Raw genomic sequence first — 24,847 nt, 5'->3', positions numbered from 1 at the left:
CACGACGCGCATGCGCCGGATCAGCTGTCGCCGCGGAGCTTTGCCACGACGCGCATGCGCTCGTTGCGCAACAGGCTGCGATGTCGTTCCTGACTGCCCTTGAGATGATCCCGCATGGCTTCGCGGGCCTCGGTTTCATCTCTGTTGGAAATGGCCATCACGATCCGCTCATGCTCTTTGATCAGCAGATTGCGATAGGCAACCTCGTCCTCGTCCTGAAGCTGCTTTTCCTGACCGGTTTGCGGAATGGCAGCGTTGCCCTGCATCTCCAGAAAGGTCGCAAACAGCGGATTGTTGGTTGCCTTGGCGATGGCAATGTGCAGCGCGATATCCGCTTCACTCCAATGCTGGCCATCATTGGCGCAACCGATGAGAGCGGCATGCTTTTCGAAGATTTCTTCTTCCTGAGCGGGAGACCGGCGTAGGGCCGCAAGGCCTGCCGCTTCGATTTCCAGCGGCGTGCGGGCTTCAAGCACTTCCAGTGACGAGAAAACACGGTCCTTGTCCACATTCATGCGGTTGCGCTGGAATGTGAAATTGATCGGATCCAGCACGAAGACCCCAGCCCCTTGCCGCGCTTCAACAAGACCATCGGAGCGCAGGGCGGCAATCGCTTCGCGGATGACGGTGCGGGAGACACCAAAGGCCCGAGTCAGCTGGGCTTCACTCGGCAACTTGTCTCCCATCGCATAACTTCCCTGCAGGATATCATTGCGAATGGCATCGCTCACACGCAAGACGAGGGTGCCTTTGTCTCTCGCCGGGCTGGCAATCATCTCTGCCTGGGTCATGTTGTCGGTCATCGGATTTGTCTGCTTAAAGCTGCGCAGGGATTGTCAGAAGTGCTGGGGGTAGCTGATTTATAATCTAACTTGTATGACAAGATAGGATAAAATGCAACAACTGAATAGATTGCGCTGGTTGGCCTTGTTTTAGGTGTCGACCTCGCACCCCCAGGCTTCCAATTGCGTCAGGGCAGGAAAGGGGGATGGATCGTCCGCCTTGATGAGCTGATCAAACATCAGGGATTGCGTCAAACGCGGTTCGAACTCAATGACTTGACCTTCTCCCGATTTCGTTAGGTCTGCAATGGTCGACCATCCGTCGCTCATCGTGAGACGGGCCGATTGCCACCAGGCATCATGCGGGAAGTCGGCTCGCAGGAAAATGACGATCCTGCTAACCAGAACCGTCCGACCAAAGTGCAGGACAAGTGCTGCCTCCGGATCCTGATTTATGCCCCAACTTGTGTAGGGCCAGAAGCCGTGATTGTCGTTGGCAATTTCGCCGTCAATGGCGCTCCTTGCGGCAAACGCCGCTTCGCCGCGGGTCACGACATTGGCGGTCGCGTGCGGAAAAACCGAATGGTTGCTCTCGTGATCATAGGGATTCAGGCTCAGATTGCGCAAACCACCCACGGTGGTTGCCGGGACCGTTCGGGCCATCAGGCGATGGGTGTCGCCCTTGAAAGCGGCTGGCGCATAGGATTCGCTCCTTTCGCCCGAAGGGAGCGGGAACAGCAGGCTGTTTTCCTTGAAGAAGAGCGTCGCCGGCGGCAGGCTTTCGTCAAGAGTGACGTCAAGAAAAACGCCGGTCTCGTCCGTCTCCACCTTCAGAAGATCACCCTCCTGATAGGCTTGTTCGTAAACAAGGCAAACGCTTGCAAAGCCGGTTGCCCGGGCCTTCTCGTTGCCGTCCTTGTCCTGTACGGATAGGGTGATAGTCAAAGGTTCGTCCCCATTGTTCATTCGATGGTGAGACGCAAGGTTGCGCTGTTGAGAGGCAGAAGCAGCCGATAAAGAGTGGCCGGCCAGGCCGCGCGCAACCATGGGTCGTCAATAGCAAGTGTTTCCAGAACAGCCCTGTCAGCTCCTTCGATCGCGATGGTTCCCAATCCGGGGATTGTCACCTGTCGGTCGGTAACCTCTGGCTCGGATGCCAGCATCAGAGACAGCGTGGCGGCCTTGGTTCCTCGGTGGTGATCGATGATCGTGATGGGGCCGCCTTTCGCGAAATGGACGTCACGGCGGTACTGCTTGAGCCCTGCCTCTTCCGGGTAGGCACCCGCCAACTCCATGACGATTTTGGCGTGGTCCCTAGAAAAATCGACAGTCACATCACGCGCGGCGAAGCGCTCGCCGTCCTGCTGCTCCACGCCGTCAAAAGAGGGCAGATTGTGGTAGCCGGACTGCATGGTCCAGATCTCGTAACGGCGCGCCGAAAAGGTCTTGGCCGTATAGCTCTCGACGCCCAGATCGATGAGAAAGGGCTGGTCGTTCTTGTAGAGAATGAAGCTGCCGACATCATTGTGGTTATGACTGTCGCCATTATCCCCGGCCTTGACGGCCAGCACGAAGCGGTTGTCCCTTGCCGTGAGCAGACCGATGCTTGGGTAGAAATGATCTGGAATCGCCAGTTTGTCCGTCTTTTCTGCCATGAAGTCGTTGAGGCTTACCAATGCGCAGGCGGTCTGAAAGCGATAGAAGAGGTTGATTTCTTCGGGTAGATCCGGCTCCGGATCCTGCTGCCAGTTTTGCAGCGCGAAACTTGCGAGAGCACCGGAGGCGACCGCCTTGCCGAACAGATACTCTCGCGCGCCGCAATACCCGGCCTTGGCCGACGAGTCAGCGAAATTGAAGTAGCGGTCGTCGCTCACATGCATGTGCATGGCGAATTCGGCGATGTTGCGGATCTTCTCTTCCTGCCAGAGCGGGGTGAAACAATCAGGTGCGACCTGACAAAGAACATTGAGCGCGTTGAAAAGGCACAAGCCTGCATGGCGATAATAGAGGATGCCTTCCTCGCAAGCCCCGTCCTGACCATAATCCTTGAGGAAACAGTCGAGGCTATAGGCGGCCTTTTCCACGATCGTTCGGCGTGTCTGCTGATCAAGGGGGAGCAAAAAGGCAGTGAGGAGCACATTCTGGGTGCACCATGCCGTCCAGTTGCACATGGGCTCATCACCGTTGCCCATCCACCAGAAATGCTCGGTCAGGTAGGGCGTGATGATGCGTTTGTTCAGCTCCGCCGTAATGCGGCCATTGATTTGTGGGCTTACGCTCCTGAATTTTTCGCCCAAAAGCGCAAGGAGTAACGCCAGCAGAGCGCCGGTTTCCGCGGCAAACAGATCGACAACGGGTCGGTTTGGATCGGGGAGGGGCAGGCAGGCTGTGTCGCGCACATAAGTGTTGTGAGCAGGCAGTTGCCAGCCGCTTTCCTCACACAGCAAAAGCGCGCCATCAATGATATGATCCAGATAGTCATCCGTGCCACTTGCGAGATCGGCCATGGCGAAGGCGCAGATCATGCGGCGGCGCTGCATATAGCCCGCTTCAAAGCGGGCCCGGTTGCCGTTGCGGGTGAAGTCCATGTATTGGCTGGCAGTCAGGACAGGCCAGTCATCAAGACAGTCCTGCGCGCGCTGCGCAAGCTTTTGCCGGTATGGGAGAGGGAGATCCCGAATGCTTTCAGCACCGGAAAGGGGCCATGCGGGATTGAAGGCCTGAAATGTCTCAGGCAGCGCTTTCAGGCATTCGCTAAACATCGGTTCCTCCGCGTCGAGACGGTTCTGGCTGAAATGGGTCTTTCGGCCTGAAACGGGACTTCCGAGGGACGCCTCTTCGCAGAATTCATCATCGATTGATGTAACTTATACTATATGTTTGGGCGATTTGGAAGGAAATTTGCCAAAATATTCCCACTTGTATTATGACTTTTTTCGGCTTAGGATGGTCGCAATGGGAGTTTGCTGGCGCAGGGTATCTCCGGCTGCCGCAAAGAAGGAGTGAGGGATCCTCGGCGATCTCACGTGGGAGGAATAAGTGTCGGTTAGCGACTTGAAGCTCAATGGGGCGTCAGGGCGTAAGAAGCGGCGGGTTTTGAGCAAAAGGCAGCAAAAAATCCGTTCCTATCTTGTGGCCTATTCATTCATTGCACCCAACTTTCTCGGCTTCGCGGTTTTCACGCTGGGGCCGATCCTGTTTGCGTTTGCGCTGGCCTTTATGCATTGGGACGGATCGAACCCGATTGAATTTGCCGGGCTCGACAATTTCTTCAAGCTGTTCACGGACAAGGCTTTCATTGCGGCCTTCTGGAATACCATCATCTATACGGTCTTTTCAGTGCCCTTGACGATGGCTTGCTCCCTCGGTCTGGCAATTCTGCTCAACAAGAAGATTTTTGGGCGAGAGTTCTTCCGTGCCGCCATGTTCTTTCCCTATGTTGCATCGTTGGTCGCGACGGCGGTGGTCTGGAACATGCTGTTCAACCCGGAAATGGGTCCGGTCAACATGCTGCTCTATATGTCCGGTGTTGATCCTTCCAATCTTCCCGGTTGGGCTGCTGACAAGGACTGGGCCATGGTGACGGTTATCCTGTTCGGCATCTGGAAGCAGGCTGGCTATTTCATGATCATCTATCTGGCAGGCCTTCAGGGTGTAAACCGCGAGCTTTATGAGGCTGCGGATCTGGATGGCGCCAATAACTGGCAGAAATTCTGGAACGTGACCGTACCCCAGTTGATGCCGACGACCTTCTTTGTCTCGGTGATGCTGACCATCAACTCGTTCAAGGTGTTCGATCAGGTCTACATGATCACGCAAGGCGGGCCGGGCACCTCAACCCTCGTGCTGGTCTATCACATCTACAACGAAGCCTTCATTTCGTGGGATCTTGGATACTCCAGCATGGTGGCGCTGGTTCTGTTTGCGCTGGTCCTTCTGGTGACGCTGGTCCAGTTCCGCTACTCGAGAAACATGGATTAGGAGGGCGGCGTCATGAGACTCTTCGGTAAGAAAGCCAAACGCGACACGATCCTGATCTATCTGCTGGTGATCGGTGTTACCATCCTGATGCTGTTGCCATTTGTCTGGATGATGTCTGCGTCGCTGAAACTGAACCGTGAGGTGTTCGAATTTCCGATCGACTGGATTCCGCCGCATCCGCGTTGGCAGAACTATGTGGACATCTGGACCAAGATCCCGATGCTTACATTCGTCTTCAACACGGCGAAAATCACCATAATCGTGACGCTGCTGCAGCTCTTCACGTCCAGCTTTGCAGCCTATGCCTTTGCAAAACTGAAGTTCCCGTACCGGGATCTGTTGTTCCTTGGCTATATCGCAACCATCGCCATGCCATGGCAGGTCTATATGGTGCCGCAGTTCCTCTTCATGCGCGAGATCGGGCTTTACAATTCCCACTGGGCTCTGATCTGCCTACAGGCCTTCACAGCCTTTGGTGTGTTCCTCATGCGACAATTCTATATGTCCGTGCCGGATGAATTGTGCGAGGCGGCGCGTGTTGATGGCATGAGTGAGTATCAGATCTGGTGGTCCATCATGCTACCGCTATCCAAACCGGCGCTGTCGACCCTGACGATCTTCACCTTCGTGTTTGCGTGGAACGACTTCCTTGGCCCCATGATCTATCTGACCAAGACCGAGCTGAAGACGATCCAGATTGGCCTTAGAATGTTCATTTCGCAATATTCTGCGGAATATGGGCTGATCATGGCCGCTTCGGTGGTGTCGATCATTCCGGTTCTTCTGGTGTTTCTGGCCTTGCAGCGGTTTTTCGTTGAAGGGGTTGCAAGCTCCGGAGTGAAAGGCTGACCTCATGATCGATTTCAAACAGGATTTTGACGTTGCGCCCATAAGCGATGCAGACGTGAAGGCGGCTGGTGATAAAGCGGTTGCACAGGTCTTGCGCAACCTGCCGGACTATACCTATTCCATGCAGAACCATTCCAGTGTCGATCGGTTTTATCCTGCTTGTGACAATACCCAATGGACCTGTGGTTTCTGGCCCGGGGAGGTTTGGCTCGCCTATGAATGGTCTGGCAACGAAGTCTTCCGTCATGCGGCCCAGATTCAGGTGCAGAGCTTTCTTCATCGCATCGAGAACAAGATCGAGGTCGATCACCATGACATGGGCTTCCTCTATAGCCCGACATGCGTTGCGGCATGGAAACTTGTCGGTGATGAAGATGGCCGGAAAGCGGCCATCCTCGCTGCGGAACAGCTCATCTCCCGTTACCATTCTGTTGGCCGGTTCATTCAGGCCTGGGGGCAAATGGGCGCACCTGAGAATTACCGCTACATCATTGACTGTCTCTTGAACCTGCCGCTGCTCTATTGGGCAAGCGCTGAGACCGGAGACAGCAAATATGCTGATATTGCCCGCATTCATGCAGCCACGACGCTGGCTCATTCGATCCGTCCGGACCATTCGACCTATCACACCTTCTTCATGGATCCCGAAACAGGGGAGCCGGTAAGAGGGGAGACCTGTCAGGGCTACAAGGATGACAGTGATTGGGCGCGCGGACAGGCCTGGGGCGTTTACGGCATGGCGCTTTCCTATCGCTATGACAGGAGAGAAGACTATCGGCAGACATTCGATCATCTTCTGGGATTCTTCCTCAAGCGGTTGCCGTCTGACATGGTGCCCTATTGGGACATGATCTTCACGGATGGTGCAGAGGAACCGCGCGACTCTTCCTCAGCTGCGATTGTCGCCTGCGGGCTTCTGGAGATGGCCGACCTTGTCGGTGGCCCGGAAGCTCAAGACTATCGATTGTTGGCGCGCCGGTTTGTCGGCAGCCTCTATCAGACTTACGCAGTCAAGGATCCGTCCGTTTCCAACGGGCTGGTGCTGCATGGCACCTACTCGAAGAAATCGCCACACAACACATGCACGCCTGAAGGTGTCGATGAGTGTGTCTCATGGGGTGACTATTACTATCTCGAAGCGTTGACCCGCTTGTCCCGAAATTGGTCCTCCTACTGGTGAGCAGGATGAAAACAAGAGTTGGAGTTATGTGAATGTCCGGCATTTCGCTCAAAAAACTCAACAAGGCTTACGGCCAGTTGACTGTGGTCCATGATATCGATCTGGAAATTGCCGATAAGGAATTCATCATTCTGGTTGGGCCTTCGGGATGTGGCAAGTCAACGACCCTGCGCATGATTGCGGGCCTTGAGGAGATCTCTTCAGGCGAGCTTTATATCGGAGAGGATCTGGTCAACGATGTTCCCTCAAAGGATCGTGACATCGCCATGGTGTTCCAGAATTACGCCCTCTATCCGCATATGACCGTCTACAAGAACATGGCCTTCGGTCTTCAGCTGCGCAAAGCGCCGGAAAGTGAAATTGACGCCAAGGTGCGCGAAACCGCCAAGATTCTCGATATCGAGCATCTGCTCAATCGCAAGCCCAAGGCTCTATCCGGTGGTCAGCGCCAGCGCGTGGCTCTAGGCCGTGCCATGGTGCGCAATCCGGAAGTCTTCCTGCTTGACGAGCCGCTGTCCAACCTTGATGCCAAGTTGCGCGGGTCCATGCGCTCGGCCATTACCAAACTGCATCGCCAACTGGACGCCACCTTCATTTATGTGACCCACGATCAGGTGGAAGCCATGACCATGGCGGACCGGATCGTGGTGATGAAAGAAGGCTATATTCATCAGGTGGACACCCCGCAGATGCTCTACGATCATCCGGCCAACATGTTCGTTGCCGGCTTTATCGGGTCGCCACAGATGAACATGCTTGAGGTCACCATCGAGCGAAGCGGCGAGGATTTCGTTGGCAAATATCTTGAGACCGCCTTTCCGCTGAAACTGGGCGAGCGCAAGGAGCGCCTCGAGCCCTATGTCGGCAAACAGGTCATTCTGGGGCTCAGGCCTGAGAATTTTCATGAGGCAGCACCCCACGACATCGATCCGGCGCTCACCTGTCAGTTCGAGGCTCTGGTCGAGTTGGCCGAACCCATGGGGGCAGAAATTCACCTCAACATGGTGTCGAACGGCACGGATATGATCGCGCGCGTCTCACCGCGATGCGAAGCGCGGGATGGTTCGGTCGTAACGCTCTATGCCGATCTGGTGAACCCGCATCTGTTCGACAAGCAAAGTGAAGCCTCGATTTTGTTCTGACCACCGCGCGGGGGGAGTGCGCGATCATGGATTGGATGACCAACTGGATAACAAGAGAAGGGCCTGGGATCCGCAAGGATGAACCCAGAAAGACCGGTCTTGCGTTGTTCGGAAGCATCATCTTCAGGGAAGCATGGGAGCTGTTCAAGCTCAACCTCTTGATGCTTCTGCTCGCCATCCCGCTGATAACCATTCCCGCAAGTTTCGCAGCCGCCTGTCACATCACGACCCGCATGATCGACGATGAGGTGGTTTTTCTGTGGCGCGATTTCTGGCGCGCCTTCGTGCGCCTTTTCTTCAAGGCAACGGGGCTTGGTCTCGGTCTCGGGGTGGCTGGCGGCATTTGTTGCTATGCCGCCTATATCTACGGGCAAATGGCGTTGCAAACCATGCTCTATATTGCTCCGGCGGCGCTGGCGGTCGCGATTGCGCTGTTTTTGCTGATGGCCGCTGTCGGTGCCTTCACTTTGCTTGCGCGCTTCGATCTGCCGCTCGGCATGCTGATGAGATGCGGCTTTCTGACCGCTCTAGCCCGTCCGCTTCCCATTTTGGCAGGGGTTCTGTTTGCCGTTTCGCTCTGGGGCGCTCACATCCTCTTCTATCCGGCATCGATCTTTATGCCGGTCATACTCAATTTTTCCCTTGGAACGCTCGCGATGACTTTCAGCGCGTTCAAGGCAACAGATTTCGCGCTTGGACTGGTCGAGCCCACTGGCTCACGTCCCGACGTGGATCATCCGGCATCATGATGGTGCCAGTATAAACGGAGGAGAAGTCATGAACAGGTTCGTAAAAGCCGCTCTCATGCTCACGGCAGGCTTTATGCCGCTGTCTGCCCATGCAGAACAGGTGACCATCAACTGGGCCCTTTGGGACTGGGACGCAACCGCCTACTACAAGCCGGTGATCGAGGCATTTGAGGCGAAATATCCCGATATCAAGGTGGAACATACCGATCTGGGATCCACGGATTATTCCACCATGTTGATGACGCAGCTCTCTGGGGGGGGATCCGATCTCGATGTCGTGCAGATCAAGGACATTCCCGGATATGCCAACCTGATGAAGTCCAACAGTTTGGTTGAGCTATCCGACTTCATCAAGGAACAGGGCATCGATACCGATGCGTTTGGCGGTCTGATTGAGGAGCTGACCGTTAAATCCGGCACCTATGGTATGCCGTTCCGTTCGGATGTCTGGATTCTTTACTACAACAAGGGTCTGTTTGATAAAGCCGGCGTCGAGTATCCAACCAACGACATGACCTGGACTGAATATGCCGATCTGGCGCGCAAGATGACGAGCGGCATGGGGGCCAAGAAGGTCTATGGTGGGCATTTCCACACGTGGCGCTCAACCGTGCAGATGCCTTGCATTCTGGACGGAAAGCATTCCCTTGATGGTGGCGACTATGACTTCCTCAAGCCCTGCTACGAGCGCGTGCTTGGATTGCAGGAAGACAAGGCCATCCGCTCCTATGCATCGCTGAAAACATCCGGCACGCACTATTCCGGCCCATTCTACAATGCTGAAATCGCGACGCTGCCAATGGGCAGCTGGTTCATCGGGACGCAAATCGCCAAGGTGGCCAGCGGCGAATCTCTGGCCAAGGACTGGGGTATTGCCAGCTATCCGCATCCCGAAGGTGTTGCTGCCGGCACGACTGCGGCAACGATCACGTCCGTGGGGGTCAGTGCCAACTCCAAACATAAGGACGCGGCCCTGAAGTTCGTCGACTTCATCTCTGGTCCTGAAGGAGCAAAAGTGATTGCCCAAACCGGCACCCTGCCAGCCCTTAAAACCGACGAAGTGCTGAGTGTCATCACGTCCAAGGAAGGCTTCCCGCAGGATGCGACGTCCAAGGCGGCGCTCAAAACCGTCAAGGGCTATCTGGAAATGCCGGTCAACCTGAAGGCTGCCAAGATCGAGGTTGTTCTCAATCGCGCGCATGATTCCATCATGACCGACAACATTTCCATCGACGATGGCATCAAGGAAATGAATGAAGAAGTTCAAGCCATTCTGGCTGAATGATTCCTCCCCACTGTGGTCCCCTGACATATTGTCGGGGGACTTCTTTTCCTGTTTAGTCTGGGCACCGGTCTTGTTTGCACCGGTGCCCATTCCCGTTCCTGATGAGCGCGTTCCTGCCAAGGCTTGGTTCCCCGTGCGCATAAGTTCCCTTCGAAAGGCTGTTCAATGGTCACGTCTCCCTGCCTCGACTGGTTGTCTGATCCGGAAGTTTTCGCCGTCAACAGGCTTGATGCCGTCTCGGATCACATCGCCTTTCCAGAAGAGACTTCATTCAAAAACACCAGCAGCCCACTTCGTCAGAGCCTTTCAGGCCAGTGGCGCTTTCATTTTGCCGGTAAACTCGAAGAGCGTCCCGAAGATTTCCACGCCGAGGCGTTCGAACCGCTTGGTTGGGACATGATCGATGTGCCCGGTTACATGCAGCTGCAGGGCTTTGGCCGCAACCAATATGTGAACACGCAATACCCGTGGGATGGGGTGGAACAATTGCGTCCACCGCAAGTGCCGACGGAAAATCTGGTCGGATCCTATCTTTGCGATTTCAAATATTCTGCTCGCTCTCAGACCGCCCGCACCATTCTGACTTTTGACGGGGTTGAGTCCGCCTTTTTCGTCTGGCTGAACGGCACCTTTGTCGGCTACAGCGAAGACAGCTTCACACCAGCCCGATTTGACGTCAGCGATCGTCTCCGCGAGGGCAAGAACCGATTGGCGGTTCAGGTCTTTCAGCGCTCGTCGGCCAGTTGGATCGAGGATCAGGATTTCTGGCGGCTGACCGGCATCTTCCGCGATGTCTGGCTTGAACAGCAGCCCGCTCTGCACCTGCGTGATCTGTTCATCAAAACAGACCTCACGGATGACTTTGCCTCTGCGGAGTTGGCTCTGGAGCTTTTGCTTGATGGCGCAGAACCGGGGGCAATGATCGATCTGTCGCTTATCGATCCTTCCGGTGAGCCCGTTGCCAGCCTCTTGGGGGCTTCGGTCGAGCCGGAATTGTGCCTGAGCCTGCCAGTCAATCAGCCTGTTCTGTGGAGTGCGGAAAATCCCGCTCTTTATGATCTGGAGATGACCCTGCGCACGCCGGGTGGAGAGCTTTCAGAGGTGATCCACGAGCGCGTTGGGTTTCGCCGGTTCGAGATGGTCGGCAAGGTGATGATGCTCAATGGCAAGCGGGTCGTGTTCAACGGCATCAACCGGCATGATTTCGATGCCCGTCGCGGCCGTGCCGTGACCTATGCGCAAATGCTCTGGGATGTGAAATTCTTCAAGCAGCATAACATCAACGCTGTGCGCACCTGCCATTATCCCAATCAGTCGGTCTTCTATCGACTGTGCGATGAATATGGTCTTTATGTCATCGACGAGGCCAATCTTGAATCCCATGGCTCATGGCAGAAGGACGGCAAATGCGATCCTGAATGGGTCGTGCCCGGTGATCGCCCCGAGTGGCGCGACTGTGTGCTCGACCGGGCAAAATCAATGCTGGAGCGGGATAAAAATCATCCCTCCATTCTGATCTGGTCCTGCGGCAACGAGAGCTACGGCGGCAAGAATATCTCTGAAATGGCGGATTTCTATCGTGAGCGCGATCCGTCGCGGCTGGTCCATTATGAAGGGATTTTCTGGGATCGCCGCTACAATGGCACGTCCGATATGGAAAGCCACATGTATACCAAGCCGCAGGATGTGGAAGCCTACCTAAAGGATGACCCGCAAAAGCCCTTCATTCTGTGCGAATACATGCACGCCATGGGCAATTCATGTGGCGGCATGCATCTCTACACCGATCTGGTCGACAAATATGATCTCTACCAAGGCGGCTTCATCTGGGACTATATCGATCAGGCCATCGCTGTTGGCGATGACGAGCATGATCATCGGCTTGCCTATGGCGGGGATTTGGGTGACCGGCCCAGCGATTATGAATTCTGTGCCGATGGGATTGTCACTGCGTGGCGTGAGCTGACCCCCAAGGTGCAGGAGGTCAAGGGGCTTTATCAGCCCTATGTCCTGACGCCGCAGAAGACACTGCAAAACACCGGGGTTTTGATCCGCAACAAGAACCTGTTTGCCTCCAGTGAGGGGCTGGCCCTTGTCTATTGGGTCCTCAAGGATGGCGAGGTGATCTTCAAGGGTGAGACAACCCAGGTGGTTGCTGCCGGTGCGACGGAATTGGTGGCGCTTGAACTGCCTGAGATGAACGGCTCTGGCGAATATGTCGTCCAGTGTTCGCTGATCCTTGAAGAGGCAACGATCTGGGCCGCAGCCGGTCATGAAATTGCCTTTGGCGAGGCCGTGTTCGAAGGGACCGGCGAGGAAGAGGCCAGAGAGGAAGAGGGCAGGGAGGCATCTGAGCTGGCGCGGCCTGTTCCCCTCAAGCAAATTCACGGGGATCTCAACTTCGGGGTCGAGACGGACAGGTTCAAATCCCTGTTCTCCATGGTGTTCGGTGGCCTCTCTTCGGTCAAGGCCAGTGGCCTTGAATTCATCCGCCGTCCGCCGCGTCTCACTTTTTGGCGTGCCATGGTCGACAATGACCGGGGGCGGCATCAGGGCTTCGAAATGGCACAATGGCAGACAGCCAGTCTCTACCACAAGCGGCTCGGCTATGAGGTTGGCGAGGTTGATGGTGAGCCAACCATTTCCTACCGCTTTGCCTTGCCCAGCCTGCCGGTCGAGCCAACCGTCACCTACAGGGTGGGTCAGGATGGCCTGATCCACGTCGAGGCCCATTATCCGGGTGCAGAAAATCTGCCCGACCTGCCGATCTTTGGCATGCAGTTCACGATGGATTCCCGGTTTGACCGTTTCCGCTTCTACGGACTTGGCCCGGACGAGACTTATTGCGACCGGATGCGCGGTGCACGACTTGGCATCTATGAGAAAAGCCTGCGGGAGAATTTTCCGGCCTATCTGGTGCCGCAGGAAAGCGGCAACCACATGGGCGTTCGCTGGGCCGAGATGCTCAATGCCGACGGCGCCGGATTGCGCTTTGTGTCCGAGGAAGCGCCGTTCGAGTTTGGCGCGCTGCCTTGGGGGACCATGGAGCTGGAAAGCGCCTTGCGGGCCGAAGAGCTGCCTCCGGTCTATCGCTCCGTTGTCACCATCGCAGCCCGGCAGATGGGTGTTGGCGGCGACGATAGTTGGGGAGCGCCAGTGCATGAGCCATATCGCATCGCCTCCAACGAGGCCATGACCTTGAAATTTTCCCTGTCGCCGATTGGTGTGTGACAGGCGCCTTGTTGACGGGATCAAACTGATGATGAAAAGCACAAGTGCCTGGGACCGTCTGCCAGCGACCCGACAGATGGCAGCCAAGAATCCGATGAATGGCAATCCGCTCAAAACGCGCGCAGATCTCGCTAAGGCCACTGAGGGCTTCTATGCGCCTCTGAAGCCCTATTTTTCTCAAGGCAATGGTCGTCTGCGGCTCGGCGTGACAGCCACCCATTATGACCAGACAGCCGCCGAAATGGAGGCATTCGTGCGTCCGCTCTGGGGACTGGTGCCCATGGTGGCTGGTGGGTTTGCCTTTGAGGATGCGTCCCGCTATGTCGAGGGGCTCGCCCATGGCATGGATCCGGATCATGAAGATTACTGGGGGGATGTCGGCCCTTGCGACCAGCGGATGGTGGAAATGGCCGGTATTGCGACGGCAATCCTGTTGGCGCCTGAGACCTTTTGGGATCCGATGGACGAGACCGCAAAGGACAAGGCCGAAGCGTGGCTCCTGACTGTCAACTCGCATCCGATGCCGGACAACAACTGGCTGTTTTTCCGCATTTTGACCAATCTTGCCATGCGCAAGGTGGGGCGAGAATGGTCGGAGGAAATCGTGCGTCAGGGCTTGGACCGGATCGAGACCTTTTATCTGGGAGAGGGATATTACAAGGATGGTGAGTGGGCGCAGCGCGACTACTACCTGCCCATGGCGCTTCATTTTTACGGGCTGATGGTGGCCGGGCTGGCCGGTGACCTGTTTCCCGACTATGCCGAACGCTACCGGCACCGGGCCCGGCTCTTTGCCAAGGATTTCCAGCATTGGTTTGCCGAGGATGGCGCAGCCATTCCTTTTGGCCGGTCACTGACCTATCGCTTCGCGCAAGGGGCCTTCTGGGCGGGGTGCGCCTTTGCCGGAGAGGAGGTGCTGCCATGGGGGCAGATGAAGGGGCAACTGCTGCGCCATTTGCGCTGGTGGTCCGAGCAGCCGTTCACCGAGCGGGATGGCGTCATGAGCATCGGCTATGTCTATCCGAACCTCTTCATGAGCGAAGCCTATAATGCGCCGGGCTCCCCCTATTGGGCGCTGAAGACATTCCTGGTTCTGGCCTTGCCTGAAGACCATCCCTTCTGGGCTGCAGAAGAAGAGGCCTTGCCGCCAGCAACGGGCGAAACAATCCTTGCGCCTGCTGCGGGGTTTGCCATTCGGCGATCTGAAGGGGATTCGGTTCTGTTGATGGGCGGGCAGGATGGCCATGAGCATCGGGTCTATGATGCAAAATATGGCCGGTTTGCCTATTCATCCGCCTTCGCCTTTTCCGTCAAGAGCGACGCAACATCGCCGGATTATGCAGACCGCTCCGCAGTGGACAGCGGCATGATGGCCTCCTTTGACGGGACGTGCTGGATGTCGCGGGGGCATATCCTTGAAGCCGGCATCAAGGAAGGCTTGGTCTATGGTGTCTGGCAGCCGTGTGATCGGTTGCGGGTTGAGAGCTGGCTGGATTTCGCCTCCGAAGGATGGCACGTAAGGCTGCACCGGATTACCAACGAGGCTGATGTCTACATCGGTGAAAGCGGCTTTTCGGTTGATCGGACCGATGAGAAGAGGCCGGGCTTTGCAGACGGGCTGGTTGAAGAGGCCGGACGGGTGATCATTCGGACACCGGACGCAACATCGGCCCTTGTTGATCTGCTGGCCAAGCGATCCGGCGCGATCCTTCGGGCATCCCCCAACACCAACATCCGCTATCCCCGGACGCTTTTCCCGCGTTTCTATGGCATGTTGGAGGCGGGTGACCATTGGCTGGCAACGGCGGTATATGGCAAGCCGACCGAGACGAAGGAGCTACCCGCATTGCACCTTTCCAGCGCAATGCTCGCTTTCTGCAAAAAGCACGGGATCGAGTTGGCGACGGAGTGACGAACAGCCGTTTCAATGGCGATCCGATCACCGACGTCCTTCTTCCCAGATCGGGAACGCATAGGTCTGCGCAAGATGATCGATCCATTGGTCATTGATCAGCAACCGCTCGGCCGCGATGAAGTCGAGGGTATAGATGCGGTCATCGTCAATCGGCAAAAGTTCTTTCTCAAGCCGTGTCAGGATCGCGCCTGCCAGCCCGTTGAGCTGACCATCCAGACGGCGCAAATAGACCGCTTGTCGCGCAACGAAGGCCTCGTGGGCGATCAACTTGCCCCAAAGGTCGAGCTGCCTTTCCAGCTTTCTGGTGATCAGCGGCAAGAAGGTCTCTTCATCTTCCATGCCGTCCGCGACCGTCACATTGACGAGCGATGCCGGTGAACTGTCATCCGCGATGGAGGCGAACAGATCGACCGCTTGCTTGACCGGCGGGCCGAAGGCCAAAACCGAGCCGTCATGTGGCGTGAGATTGCGCGCAAGCCCCGTCAATTCGCAGCGCCCGAGCGCAATGATGCGGTTGAGCATGCTGCGACTGAGGTGGCCGATGTTGAGCTGGAGATTTTCGAGCGCCAATGTCAGGCGCTGCGGCAGAGAACGGCCCGACGTGATGAGGGCACCATCCACCACGACCGGATTGTCGTCGCTGTTGTTCATGGACTCGCGCGCAACGCGGCTGGCGTGCACGAGCGCCTCAAGCGCGGTCCCCGATACCTGCACCGCGCAGCGATAGGAGAGCGGATCATGAACCCGCGAGGATGCGCTCCATTTGTCCGCAGCAAAGGACGAGAGCGCAAAATCGGCAAGGTCGGGAATAAGACCGCTTTCCGTATGCTTGGCGGCAAGCCACGGCTGGCGGCTGGCAGAAAAGCCCGCACTGGATAGCCCCAGCACCGCAATGGAGACGTAAAAGAGGCGATAGGCCTTGGCCAGCAGCAGGGCCGCCCGAGCCACAGACGTGGCATTGCTGCTAACCAGCACAAGGCCCTCTTTGCTTTGTGGCCGATAGGGAACCAACCCAGCCCGCGCCAGAGCCTCAAGGGCGGGACGTCTTTCTCCGTCCACATAGGCAAAGCCCTCGCCGACAAGAGCCGCCCCGATCTGCCCCATTAGGCCGATATCGGCGCAGCCGAGGGACCCGATGGGCCGAACTTCGGGTATGACGTCCCGCTCAAGCAGGTTATGCAAGGCGATCAGCAATTCGGGGTGGATGCCAGCATGGCCGGTCAAGGACGCATTGATCCGCAGCGCAATGGCGGCCCTGACGTCCTCCACCGGCAGCGGTGTCCCGATGGCAAAACTATGCGCACGCAACAGGCGCATGTTGAAGTCATGCATGCTGTTGGCGTTGACAACGCAATCCTTGTAGGCCCCAACGGATGTGGTCACGCCATAAGCGGCTGTGCCATTCTCCACCGCTTGCTCCACGGCATGCCGGGCCTTTTCGACCTGACTGAGGGCGATGGGGCAGGTCATGATCTGACCGCGCCTGTGGGCGATGGTCTCCAATTGCCCAATGGTCAGCGACCGGCCATCCACCATGATGGGCTGTGCCGGGGCTTGGGGACGTGTTGTTTCAATATCAGAAGGGATGGCTGGAAAGGGGCTGTTCACGGCTGCTTTTTCTCTTAATGCACTGGAGGGAATAATATTAGCCGTTCGCTCCATCAGTTGTGGTATACAAAAAACTGAAATGATTATACGTAATTACGTGGGAAGATAGGTTCCTTGTTTGATATCAGGTCTCTAGTGGCATTCGTCTATTCCCGCAAGACAGGCAGCGCAAGCGCCGCCGCGCGGGAAATGGGCCTGTCCGTGACGACGGTCATCGCCGCCATCACACGCCTTGAAGACCAATTGAACACGTCCCTTTTCCTCAAAACCCGCAAAGGCAACCTGCCAGCCGTGGGCAGCAATTCCGTTCTGTTTTTTGCCATGCTGTTGTTGGGCGGGCTGTCGCGCATCGAAAATGCTTTTGGCGAGGACAATGTCCCCATCTCCATGTCGGAACTGGAGTCGCGCACGGAATGCCTGATGAAGCTCGATGACAGTCTTGATGCTCAGCTTGAAGAATGGCGTCGCCTGCGCCTGTCCCCCAAACTGATCTTTCGCTTCATTGCCGTCTATGAACATGGCAGCATCAACAGCGCTGCCGTCGCGCTAGGCATCGCCCAGCCGCAGCTCAGTCGCCAGATCGCGCAGATCGAGAAGATCCTGGGCACCAGACTGTTTGAGCGTGGAACCCGGGGGCTCCGGCCCTTGCGATCTGCCGACATTTTCTATGCGGGTGCCGGGGCGCTCAACGCGATTTGCGAACGCAACATCAGGCGCGGGGACCTGTTGTTCATGCGAGACGTGAAGTCGGTCAAGATCGGCTCCATCCCACCGCTTGAAACACGGAGCTATCTATGCACGATGATCGCCAAGATTTGCGGAGCGTGGCAGCGGATCGATCCGATGGGACAGGTGCGCATTAGCACCGCAAGCTGCAATCAATTGATGGCCGAGCTGAAGAACCATGAGCTGCATGCCGCCATCGTCGACAGCCCGCGCATCCCTTATGGGTTTTCCGCGCGGGTTCTGCGCCGCTATCGGCTCAAACTGGCCGGAACCAATATTCACGCGCAAGCCGAAAACGGCCTTCTGCCCAAGGCAGCCCTGAAGGAACTGATGCAAAAGCGATGCTTTGTACTTCCCGGTCGCGACACCGGTCTGCGGACCCTCGTCGACGAGTGGCTACAGACCCAGGAGCTTGATCCGCAGGAGACGATCGAAGTGGATTCTATCACCATTTTGGCATCCATGACGCGGCAGGAGGCCTTCATTTCGCTGTTGCCGTCGCAGGGACTGCTTGAACTCCTAAGCGAAGTGCAGACCTTTGACATCCCCGATGCGCCGGAACTGGTCCAGACCCTGATCTGGAATGAGGAGGCCGCGCAAAGCCGGCCAGTCTCGGTCCTCAACCACATCATCACGAGCTTCTAGCAACATTTGAGACTATGGGCGGGGCGCGTCTACCCTGCCTCTTCCGGCCCCATGACGCGGTTGATGATGATGTCGATATACCGATCCAGCCGCGTCGGGTTCTTGTACATGCTGAACTCGTTGTTGATGATCACATCCGCCACATATTTCGCTGGATAGGTGTAGCGATAATGCATGGGCTTCACCTGCTCCAGATACTGATTGATGATATCTTCGGGATCCCGCTTGCGCTCGATGATGTCCCGCGCCATGCGCCGCGCCAGTCGAATGTCATCGGGCGCATCGATATAGATCTTGCAGTCGGCGATGCGGGACAGGCGCTTGGGATAGAGGATCTGGGTGCCTTCGAGGATCAGCACCTCCTTGTGTTGCATTTCCTCGACATCTTCGGACCGATCGTGGATCGTCATGTCATACTTGGGGATCTGGATGGTCTTGCCAGCCTTCAGATCATTGATATGGGCAAGAATCAAATCATGATCCTTGGTGTCGATATGATCGAAGTTTCCGTCAACCGCACCCAGATAATAATCGTCCTCGCAAATCAGGTTGGCCTTGTCCTTGCCAATCCGGTTCTGCAGTCGGCGCGCGAATGAACTCTTGCCAGATGCCGAACCGCCCGCGATCGAAATGATTTTCATCAGCATGTCCTCGGTGAATGCCCATATCCTAGTCTTCTCACAAGCCGTGATCGGCTCTGAGGAGACCGAATCCTTGCTTGAAGCGGACCTTATCTGGATGCTCGCCGGACAGATTTGACAAACATCACAAGGCAGCAAAAAGCCGTTGCCGTGTGGCTTGTCAAGCGTCAGACACCCCGGAAGGCAGGATGTCCTGCCTCCCCGGGTTGGATTTGGTCCGGAACCGCAAAAGGAAAAGCGGACCGGTCAACGCACTTGGCGGCTTATTCCTCCAGATGAGGCTCGATGAGAGACAGGTCTGCTGGCGACAGGCGATCCGACGCGGTTGCCTTCTGATGCCAATAGGGATAGGCGAGGGGTTTGCGGCTGACTTTTTCCAGCTTCTCGACGGCCTCTTTTTCGAGCGTCAAGTCCGCTGCCTTGAGATTGTCGGCCAGTTGTTGCTCGTTGCGGGCGCCCACAATGACACTCGCCACACCCTCACGGCCCATGAGCCAAGCGAGTGCGACTTGCGCGGGCGTGACGCCGTCATAGGAATCGGCAACCTCGCAGAGGACATCAATGATATCGTAGAGCGCTTCGGGATCGTAGACCGGTGGCTCGGTCCATCCCTGAATGCGTCGTGTCCCTTCTGGATCAGGCTGATTGCGGCGGTATTTTCCGGTCAGCAAACCGCCAGCGAGCGGTGACCAGATCACAGCGCCAACGCCTTGATCCATGGCGACGGGGAGAAGCTCTTGCTCCGCTTCGCGGGCCTGAAGCGTATAGTGGATCTGTTGCGCGACAGGGCGGACAAAGCCTTCCCGCTCGGAAACGCCCAAATATTTCATGATGTGCCATGCCGAGAAATTCGAAACCCCCGCATAGCGGATCTTGCCCGCGCGCGTCAGGTCGTCCAGAGCGCGAAGCGTCTCTTCCACCGGGGTCATGCCATCCCATTGATGGCACCAGTAAAGATCTATATGATCGGTCTTGAGGCGTTTCAGGCTTGCTTCGCAGGCCGATATGATGTGATGGCGCGACAAGCCGCGATCATTGGGGCCCGACCCCATGGGGAACCGGACCTTCGTTGCAAGCAGGATGGCATCGCGATGATCCGCGACGGCGTCCCCGATGATTTGCTCGGAGAGCCCGTTCGAATAGACGTTGGAGGTGTCGAGCATGTTGACACCGGCCTCTGCGGCCATCGCGATCTGGCGTTTGGCCCCGTCAAGATCCGTGCTGCCGGTCTTTGCGAAAGCTCCGTCTCCGCCAAAGGTCATCGTGCCCAGTTGCAGGGCAGAAACCTTGAGGCCTGATCGTCCGAGTGTGTTGTAGTGCATGATGCTCCCCTTCTGATTCTGGCGCTGTGCGGTCGATCCCTGCGGCGTTCAAGTCAGTGCCCGAGATGATGCTAAGCGTCCCTCACACAGCACAGTGAAATAGCTGCGTGGGAGAATGCAAGGCAACATTGAACAAAACAAGGCATCCCGGGCCGAGTAGGACAAAGGGATCATGTTAAGCGGTTGGAAAAGACCGTTTGGCAAGCTTGCCGTGCACATCGGCTGGGGCCTGTTTAAAACGGGCCTTGTACAATTCATTCAATTGGTGCTATATTGGATCTATGTTGAGATCCAATCTACCAGACCGGCTTCAGGCGATGGGGTTTTCCGTCACCGAATCTCAGGGACCGATTTATCGCCAACTGGCCGAAGCAATCAAAAGTCTGATCAATCGCAAAGACCTGCTGGTTGGCAGTGCCTTGCCGCCGGAACGCGATCTGGCCAAGCGATTGAATGTGGGCCGCATTACGGTGCGCAATGCCTACAAGGAGCTGATCGAAGCGGGCATTCTCGAAGTCAGGCAAGGGTCGGGCACCTTCGTTGCTGGAGCAAAACCGCGAATCGAGCAGCCCCTTAGTGGACTGACCTCCTTTTCTGAAGACATGTCAGCGCGAGGACTGTTGCCCGAGTCGCGGATTATACGCCGCGAAGAAGCGGTCCCGACCGACTATGAAATGCGTCTCTTTGAAGTGCTCAAGGATACTGTCATGTTGCGGCTCGATCGGTTGCGCCTTGTCGATGGTCAGCCGGTGGCGCTCGAAAGTGCCGTGGTGCGCCATGAAATGGTCGGCCCGGAATTCGACGAGACACAATCTCTCTATGAAGCGCTGACGCGCAATGGCAACCGTCCGCTGCATGCCACCCAGCGCATCAGTGCCGCTTCGCTGGATGCCTTTGTTGCCGAGTTGCTGGAGGCGAAGGCAGGCGAACCCTGTCTGCAGATCAACCGGACCAGCTTCGGCGCCGAGAAGCGGGTGATTGAATTCACCCGCTCATACTACCGCAGCGACAGCTTCGAGTTCGTCGCTGAACTTACATTGGAAAACTGACCTCATGTCTGATCAAAGCCTGATGCTGCGCGAAGCCAATCACTCTCCTGAAGTGGTCGCGCATCTTTTGCAAAATCAATCTGCCAATCTGGACACCATCGGGCGCTGGTTCCGACAGGATCCGCCACCGGTGATCAGCCTTGCGGCTCGGGGGTCTTCTGATCATGCCTCCACCTTTTTCAAATACCTGATTGAAACCTGTGCAGGCATTCCAACCGCCTCCATCGGCCCATCGGTTGCCTCGGTCTACAAGGCTCCGCTCAAGCTTCGCTCGGCCATTCACTTCACCGTATCCCAATCGGGGGCCAGCCCCGATATTGTTGCCTTGCAGGCCGCAGCCAAAGCGGGCGGCGCGCGCACGGTAGCCATCGTCAATGTGCCAGACAGTCCGATCGGTCGAGAGGCGGATATCGTCATTCCGCTTGGAGCCGGACCTGAACTCAGCGTTGCTGCGACCAAGAGCTTCATTGGCTCGGCGGCAGCCCTTGCCTGGGTTGCTGCGGTGGCCTCGAACGATGCTGCTCTTCTCAAAGGCGTCAGGGCACTGCCCGAAACTCTTGAGAAAGCCGGTTCCGTCGATGTCGACCCGCTTAGCGAAATGTTGGTCTCCGCTGAAAGCCTGTTTGTCTGCGGCCGCGGCCCCGGTGTCGGGGTCGCCTATGAATCAGCGCTCAAGGCCAAGGAAACGGCGGGTCTTCATGCCGAGGGCTTTTCCAGTGCAGAGGTAATGCACGGCCCCGCCCGCCTCGTGCACAAGGGCTTTCCGGTGATTGCCTATGTGCAGAAGGATACGGCCTTCGATCTTGGCTGTCAGGCGGTTGAAAAATTTGAAGCCATGGGAGCCCAGACGGCGGTCTTCTCGAGCGAGGCGCTCGGCTCCTGCCCGGTGGTCGTTCCCTCGACCGGTTGTGGGCTCATCGATCCGTTGGTCAGCCTTCTGCCCTACTACCGCATGATCGAAGCGGTGACACGTAAGCTCGGCTTCGATCCGGACAAGCCTGCTCATCTGAAAAAAGTGACGGAAACAATGTGATGGCAAAGACAGCGCTGGTTGGTGCACGCCTTTTTGACGGGACGTCCTTTCTGGAGGATCACGCGCTCGTTCTGGACGCCGACCGCATTATGGCGGTCGTGCCGATGTCTGACTATGCCGAAGGTTCCCGAGAGGATATCGAAACCATCCGGCTGGATGGCGGACTTCTGGCACCCGGTTTCATCGATGCACAGGTGAACGGCGGTGGCGGCGTGATGCTCAACGACGATCCGTCGCCCGAGACGATGTATGCCATCCTCAATGGCCATCGCACATTCGGCACGACATCCATCATGCCCACCCTGATCACCGATGCGGATGCCCTGCGTGACCGGGCGATCGCGGCAAAGCCACAAGCGGTCCTCGCCGGTCGGGGCGTTGCCGGACTGCATCTGGAAGGGCCGCATCTGGCACCTGCCCGCAAAGGTACGCATCTGGCCAAATACATGCGCCCCTTAACGGATGCCGATGTGACGCTCTACTCGGAAGCCGCCTCAAGCGCGGGGCGCCTTCTGCTGACCGTTGCCGCCGAGCAAGTCACCCCCGATCAGGTCACTGCCCTAAACGAGGCGGGCGTGCTCGTCTCCATCGGTCATTCGGACACGGATGCCGACACGGCGACGCGGCTGTTCCGGGCCGGTGCCCGGGGTGTGACCCATCTGTTCAACGCCATGAGTGGCCTGTCCCATCGGGCACCCGGACTGGTCGGTGCGGCGCTTGACAGCCCGATGGCATGGGCGGGCATTATCGCCGATGGTCACCATGTCGATCCGGCCGCGCTCAGGATCGCCATCCGGTCCAAGGCTCATGGACAGGGCAAACTTTTCTTCGTGACCGATTCCATGTCTCTGGTGGGGCAAGAGGAGGACAGATTGCAGCTCAACGGGCGCACCATATACCGCTCACGATCCGGCTTCTGTCCAAGGCTGACGCTGGAAGACGGCACGCTTGCCGGATCGGATCTCGACATGGCGTCCGCGGTTCGTTTTGGCGTTGCCTATCTCGAGCTTGATCTCGCCGAGGCCTTGCGCATGGCCACCGCCTATCCGGCAGACTATCTGCGACTTGAGGACCGGGGGCGCCTTTCGGTTGGCCTGCGCGCCGATCTGGTGCATCTGGATTATGACTTGCAGGTCAAGCAGACCTGGCTTGGTGGGCGCAGTGCATCGGAGGCGGCATGATCGGCAAAGGCTATCTTCTGGGCATTGATGCCGGGTCGTCCCTGTGCAAGGCGGCGCTGTTTGACGAGACCGGCGCGCTGTGCGGTTTGGCGCGCCAACGCACGCCGCTCAGTCGGCCGCAACCGAGCTGGTGCGAGATGGATCCGGAACAATCCTGGAATGCCGTGCTCAAGGTCATACGCGACGTGGTCGCCGATGCAGGCATTGATGCCACTGAAATACGCGGAATCGGCCTGTCTGCCGCCATGATCGGTGCATGGTTTCTGGACGAAGTGGGCAATGTCTTGCGCCCCGGCATCAATTGGGAAGACAGCCGGAGCCAGTCGGTGCTCGACCGAATGGAAGGGGACAATCCCGATTTCATGTCCGAGATCTTTCTCTCTTCGGGATCGGTACTGCAACAGGGCTGCACCTTGCCCGTTGTTGCATGGTTCAACGAGAACCAACCTGACTTCCTCAAAAAGGTGGCACATGTCATCAGCTACAAGGATTTCATCCGCTTTCGCCTGACCGGCGAGATTGCGACCGATCGCAGCGAGGCTTCGGTGATCCCGGGCGATGCCCGAACCCGGTCTCGCAGCGACGCAATGATCGCCAAATTCGGTCTCATCGACCATGCCCACCGTTTCCCGCCGGTTCGTAATTCTGAGAGCATCGCAGGCGGCCTCAGTCGGCTGGTGGCCAAACAGACCGGATTGCCCGAAGGACTGCCCGTGGCGATTGGAGCGGGGGATGTGCCTTGCACCGTCACCGGCGTGGGCGGTTTGGCCCCCGGACAGGTCACCGCCGTGCTCGGTACCACCTGTATGGTTGGCATGTGCCACAGGGAGCCGGTGTTCGAACCAAAGGATCTGGGCTTGCTGTTCTCGATCCCCGGTGACTGCTGGTATCGTGCCATGGTCAACGTTGCCGGAACGCTCAATCTCGACTGGGCGCTGGATGCGCTTGCCCCGGACATCAAAGAGAGGCCTGATGTGTTTGATCAGGTCACCAGGATGGTTGAAGCGATCCCGATCGGGGCTGAAGGCGTGGTCTATCTGCCCTACCTCAGCCAGAGCGGCATCATCGCGCCGGTGGTTGATCCGAACGCCAGAGCGCAGTTCGCCGGGCTTTCTCCCATTCACACCCGCGCCCACATGTTGCGGGCCGTGTTTGAAGGGGTGGCCTTTGCTCTGGCCGATCTTATCGATCTGCTGGGCTTTGAAGGCGCGGAGATCCGCCTCACCGGCGGTGGAAGCCAGAGCCGCTTCTGGTCGCAGATGATTGCGGATGTCATCGGCAAGCGCGTGCTCGTTCCCTCGGGATCCGAATTCGGAGCCAAGGGCGCCGCGCTGATCCTTGCCACGGCACTGGGCGATTTCTCTTCGGTACGCGAGGCTGCTTTCCCCACCGAGGACTTGGATCGCCAGCATGATCCGGATCTCGCCCGGGCCTCAGCCTACGCAGACGCTCGGGCAACATTTGCGAATGTGCGACAAAAACTGCTTCGAGGCTGATGCCCTGCTTTTTTCTGACGAACCTGTCTTGA

Annotated in this window: 20 protein-coding genes; 14 read left to right on the top strand and 6 right to left on the bottom strand. The window is 57.3% G+C overall.

Annotated elements, in window-relative coordinates; all coding sequences use genetic code 11:
* Nucleotides 1-20: 20 nt before the first annotated feature.
* The 3 genes from CPH65_RS01845 to CPH65_RS01835 form a co-directional block, all read right to left on the bottom strand.
* Complete coding sequence (locus CPH65_RS01845; RefSeq protein WP_244574509.1) at nucleotides 21-803, bottom strand: FadR/GntR family transcriptional regulator; 783 nt, start codon at nucleotides 801-803, stop codon at nucleotides 21-23.
* 129 nt (nucleotides 804-932) lie between these two features.
* Entirely contained in the window at nucleotides 933-1,727 is a 795-nt protein-coding gene (locus tag CPH65_RS01840; protein ID WP_096176165.1) for a carbohydrate-binding protein, read from the bottom strand.
* 17 nt (nucleotides 1,728-1,744) lie between these two features.
* Nucleotides 1,745-3,544, bottom strand: coding sequence for a heparinase II/III family protein (locus CPH65_RS01835; RefSeq protein ID WP_096171886.1), 1,800 nt, complete (start codon nucleotides 3,542-3,544; stop codon nucleotides 1,745-1,747).
* 277 nt (nucleotides 3,545-3,821) lie between these two features.
* Here CPH65_RS01835 and CPH65_RS01830 point away from each other — a divergent pair, with 277 nt between their 5' ends.
* From CPH65_RS01830 to CPH65_RS01795, 8 genes are all read left to right on the top strand, one after another.
* On the top strand, nucleotides 3,822-4,763 hold the full coding sequence (locus CPH65_RS01830; RefSeq protein ID WP_096171885.1) for a carbohydrate ABC transporter permease: 942 nt from the start codon (nucleotides 3,822-3,824) through the stop codon (nucleotides 4,761-4,763).
* Between the two features lie 12 nt (nucleotides 4,764-4,775).
* On the top strand, nucleotides 4,776-5,612 hold the full coding sequence (locus tag CPH65_RS01825) for a carbohydrate ABC transporter permease (RefSeq protein ID WP_096171884.1): 837 nt from the start codon (nucleotides 4,776-4,778) through the stop codon (nucleotides 5,610-5,612).
* A gap of 4 nt (nucleotides 5,613-5,616) precedes the next feature.
* Complete coding sequence (locus CPH65_RS01820) at nucleotides 5,617-6,792, top strand: glycoside hydrolase family 88 protein (protein ID WP_096171883.1); 1,176 nt, start codon at nucleotides 5,617-5,619, stop codon at nucleotides 6,790-6,792.
* Nucleotides 6,793-6,824: 32 nt separating this feature from the next.
* Nucleotides 6,825-7,934 (top strand): ABC transporter ATP-binding protein, encoded by a 1,110-nt coding sequence (locus CPH65_RS01815; protein ID WP_096171882.1) that lies wholly within the window; start codon nucleotides 6,825-6,827, stop codon nucleotides 7,932-7,934.
* 26 nt (nucleotides 7,935-7,960) lie between these two features.
* On the top strand, nucleotides 7,961-8,683 hold the full coding sequence (locus CPH65_RS01810) for a DUF624 domain-containing protein (protein WP_096171881.1): 723 nt from the start codon (nucleotides 7,961-7,963) through the stop codon (nucleotides 8,681-8,683).
* Between the two features lie 28 nt (nucleotides 8,684-8,711).
* Nucleotides 8,712-9,968: a sugar ABC transporter substrate-binding protein gene (locus CPH65_RS01805; protein WP_096171880.1), complete on the top strand. Its 1,257-nt coding sequence runs from the start codon at nucleotides 8,712-8,714 to the stop codon at nucleotides 9,966-9,968.
* Nucleotides 9,969-10,133: 165 nt separating this feature from the next.
* Nucleotides 10,134-13,199 carry a glycoside hydrolase family 2 TIM barrel-domain containing protein gene (locus tag CPH65_RS01800; protein WP_096171879.1) on the top strand — a complete coding sequence of 1,022 codons (3,066 nt, stop codon included), beginning with the start codon at nucleotides 10,134-10,136 and terminating at the stop codon, nucleotides 13,197-13,199.
* A 28-nt stretch (nucleotides 13,200-13,227) separates the two neighbouring features.
* On the top strand, nucleotides 13,228-15,111 hold the full coding sequence (locus CPH65_RS01795) for a DUF2264 domain-containing protein (protein WP_157747451.1): 1,884 nt from the start codon (nucleotides 13,228-13,230) through the stop codon (nucleotides 15,109-15,111).
* 27 nt (nucleotides 15,112-15,138) lie between these two features.
* Here the strand turns inward: CPH65_RS01795 and CPH65_RS01790 are convergent, their stop codons facing one another.
* Nucleotides 15,139-16,722: an aromatic amino acid lyase gene (locus tag CPH65_RS01790; RefSeq protein ID WP_157747450.1), complete on the bottom strand. Its 1,584-nt coding sequence runs from the start codon at nucleotides 16,720-16,722 to the stop codon at nucleotides 15,139-15,141.
* 114 nt (nucleotides 16,723-16,836) lie between these two features.
* On the opposite strand from CPH65_RS01790, the gene CPH65_RS01785 reads away from it, so the two are divergent.
* The gene (locus CPH65_RS01785; RefSeq protein WP_096171876.1) at nucleotides 16,837-18,093 is read left to right on the top strand and encodes a LysR family transcriptional regulator; all 1,257 of its coding nucleotides are present in this window, start codon (nucleotides 16,837-16,839) and stop codon (nucleotides 18,091-18,093) included.
* 29 nt (nucleotides 18,094-18,122) lie between these two features.
* On the opposite strand, the gene CPH65_RS01780 is transcribed toward CPH65_RS01785, so the two are convergent.
* Nucleotides 18,123-18,734 carry a uridine kinase gene (locus CPH65_RS01780; protein WP_157747449.1) on the bottom strand — a complete coding sequence of 204 codons (612 nt, stop codon included), beginning with the start codon at nucleotides 18,732-18,734 and terminating at the stop codon, nucleotides 18,123-18,125.
* On the opposite strand from CPH65_RS01780, the gene CPH65_RS24810 reads away from it, so the two are divergent.
* Complete coding sequence (locus CPH65_RS24810; RefSeq protein WP_256385208.1) at nucleotides 18,724-18,852, top strand: hypothetical protein; 129 nt, start codon at nucleotides 18,724-18,726, stop codon at nucleotides 18,850-18,852. The two genes, CPH65_RS01780 and CPH65_RS24810, sit on opposite strands and share 11 nt — an antisense overlap.
* Before the next feature lie 145 nt (nucleotides 18,853-18,997).
* Here CPH65_RS24810 and CPH65_RS01775 read toward each other — a convergent pair whose 3' ends face one another.
* A complete protein-coding gene (locus tag CPH65_RS01775; protein ID WP_096171874.1) occupies nucleotides 18,998-20,056 on the bottom strand; it encodes an aldo/keto reductase in 1,059 nt (352 codons plus the stop codon).
* A gap of 281 nt (nucleotides 20,057-20,337) precedes the next feature.
* On the opposite strand from CPH65_RS01775, the gene CPH65_RS01770 reads away from it, so the two are divergent.
* The 4 genes from CPH65_RS01770 to CPH65_RS01755 are packed head-to-tail and all read left to right on the top strand — an operon-like array spanning nucleotide 20,338 to nucleotide 24,815.
* Nucleotides 20,338-21,105: a GntR family transcriptional regulator gene (locus tag CPH65_RS01770; RefSeq protein WP_244574508.1), complete on the top strand. Its 768-nt coding sequence runs from the start codon at nucleotides 20,338-20,340 to the stop codon at nucleotides 21,103-21,105.
* Between the two features lie 4 nt (nucleotides 21,106-21,109).
* Complete coding sequence (locus CPH65_RS01765) at nucleotides 21,110-22,138, top strand: SIS domain-containing protein (protein WP_096171872.1); 1,029 nt, start codon at nucleotides 21,110-21,112, stop codon at nucleotides 22,136-22,138.
* Nucleotides 22,135-23,319 (top strand): N-acetylglucosamine-6-phosphate deacetylase, encoded by a 1,185-nt coding sequence (gene nagA, locus CPH65_RS01760; RefSeq protein ID WP_172891437.1) that lies wholly within the window; start codon nucleotides 22,135-22,137, stop codon nucleotides 23,317-23,319. The genes CPH65_RS01765 and nagA overlap by 4 nt, the downstream gene beginning before the upstream one ends.
* Complete coding sequence (locus CPH65_RS01755; RefSeq protein ID WP_096171870.1) at nucleotides 23,316-24,815, top strand: FGGY-family carbohydrate kinase; 1,500 nt, start codon at nucleotides 23,316-23,318, stop codon at nucleotides 24,813-24,815. Before nagA ends, CPH65_RS01755 begins: the two co-directional genes overlap by 4 nt.
* The last annotated feature ends 32 nt before the right edge of the window (nucleotides 24,816-24,847 follow it).

Source organism: Cohaesibacter sp. ES.047, from assembly GCF_900215505.1.
GTDB lineage: Bacteria > Pseudomonadota > Alphaproteobacteria > Rhizobiales > Cohaesibacteraceae > Cohaesibacter.
Note: the sequence above shows the minus strand (reverse complement) of the source record. Positions and strands in the feature narration are given on the sequence as shown.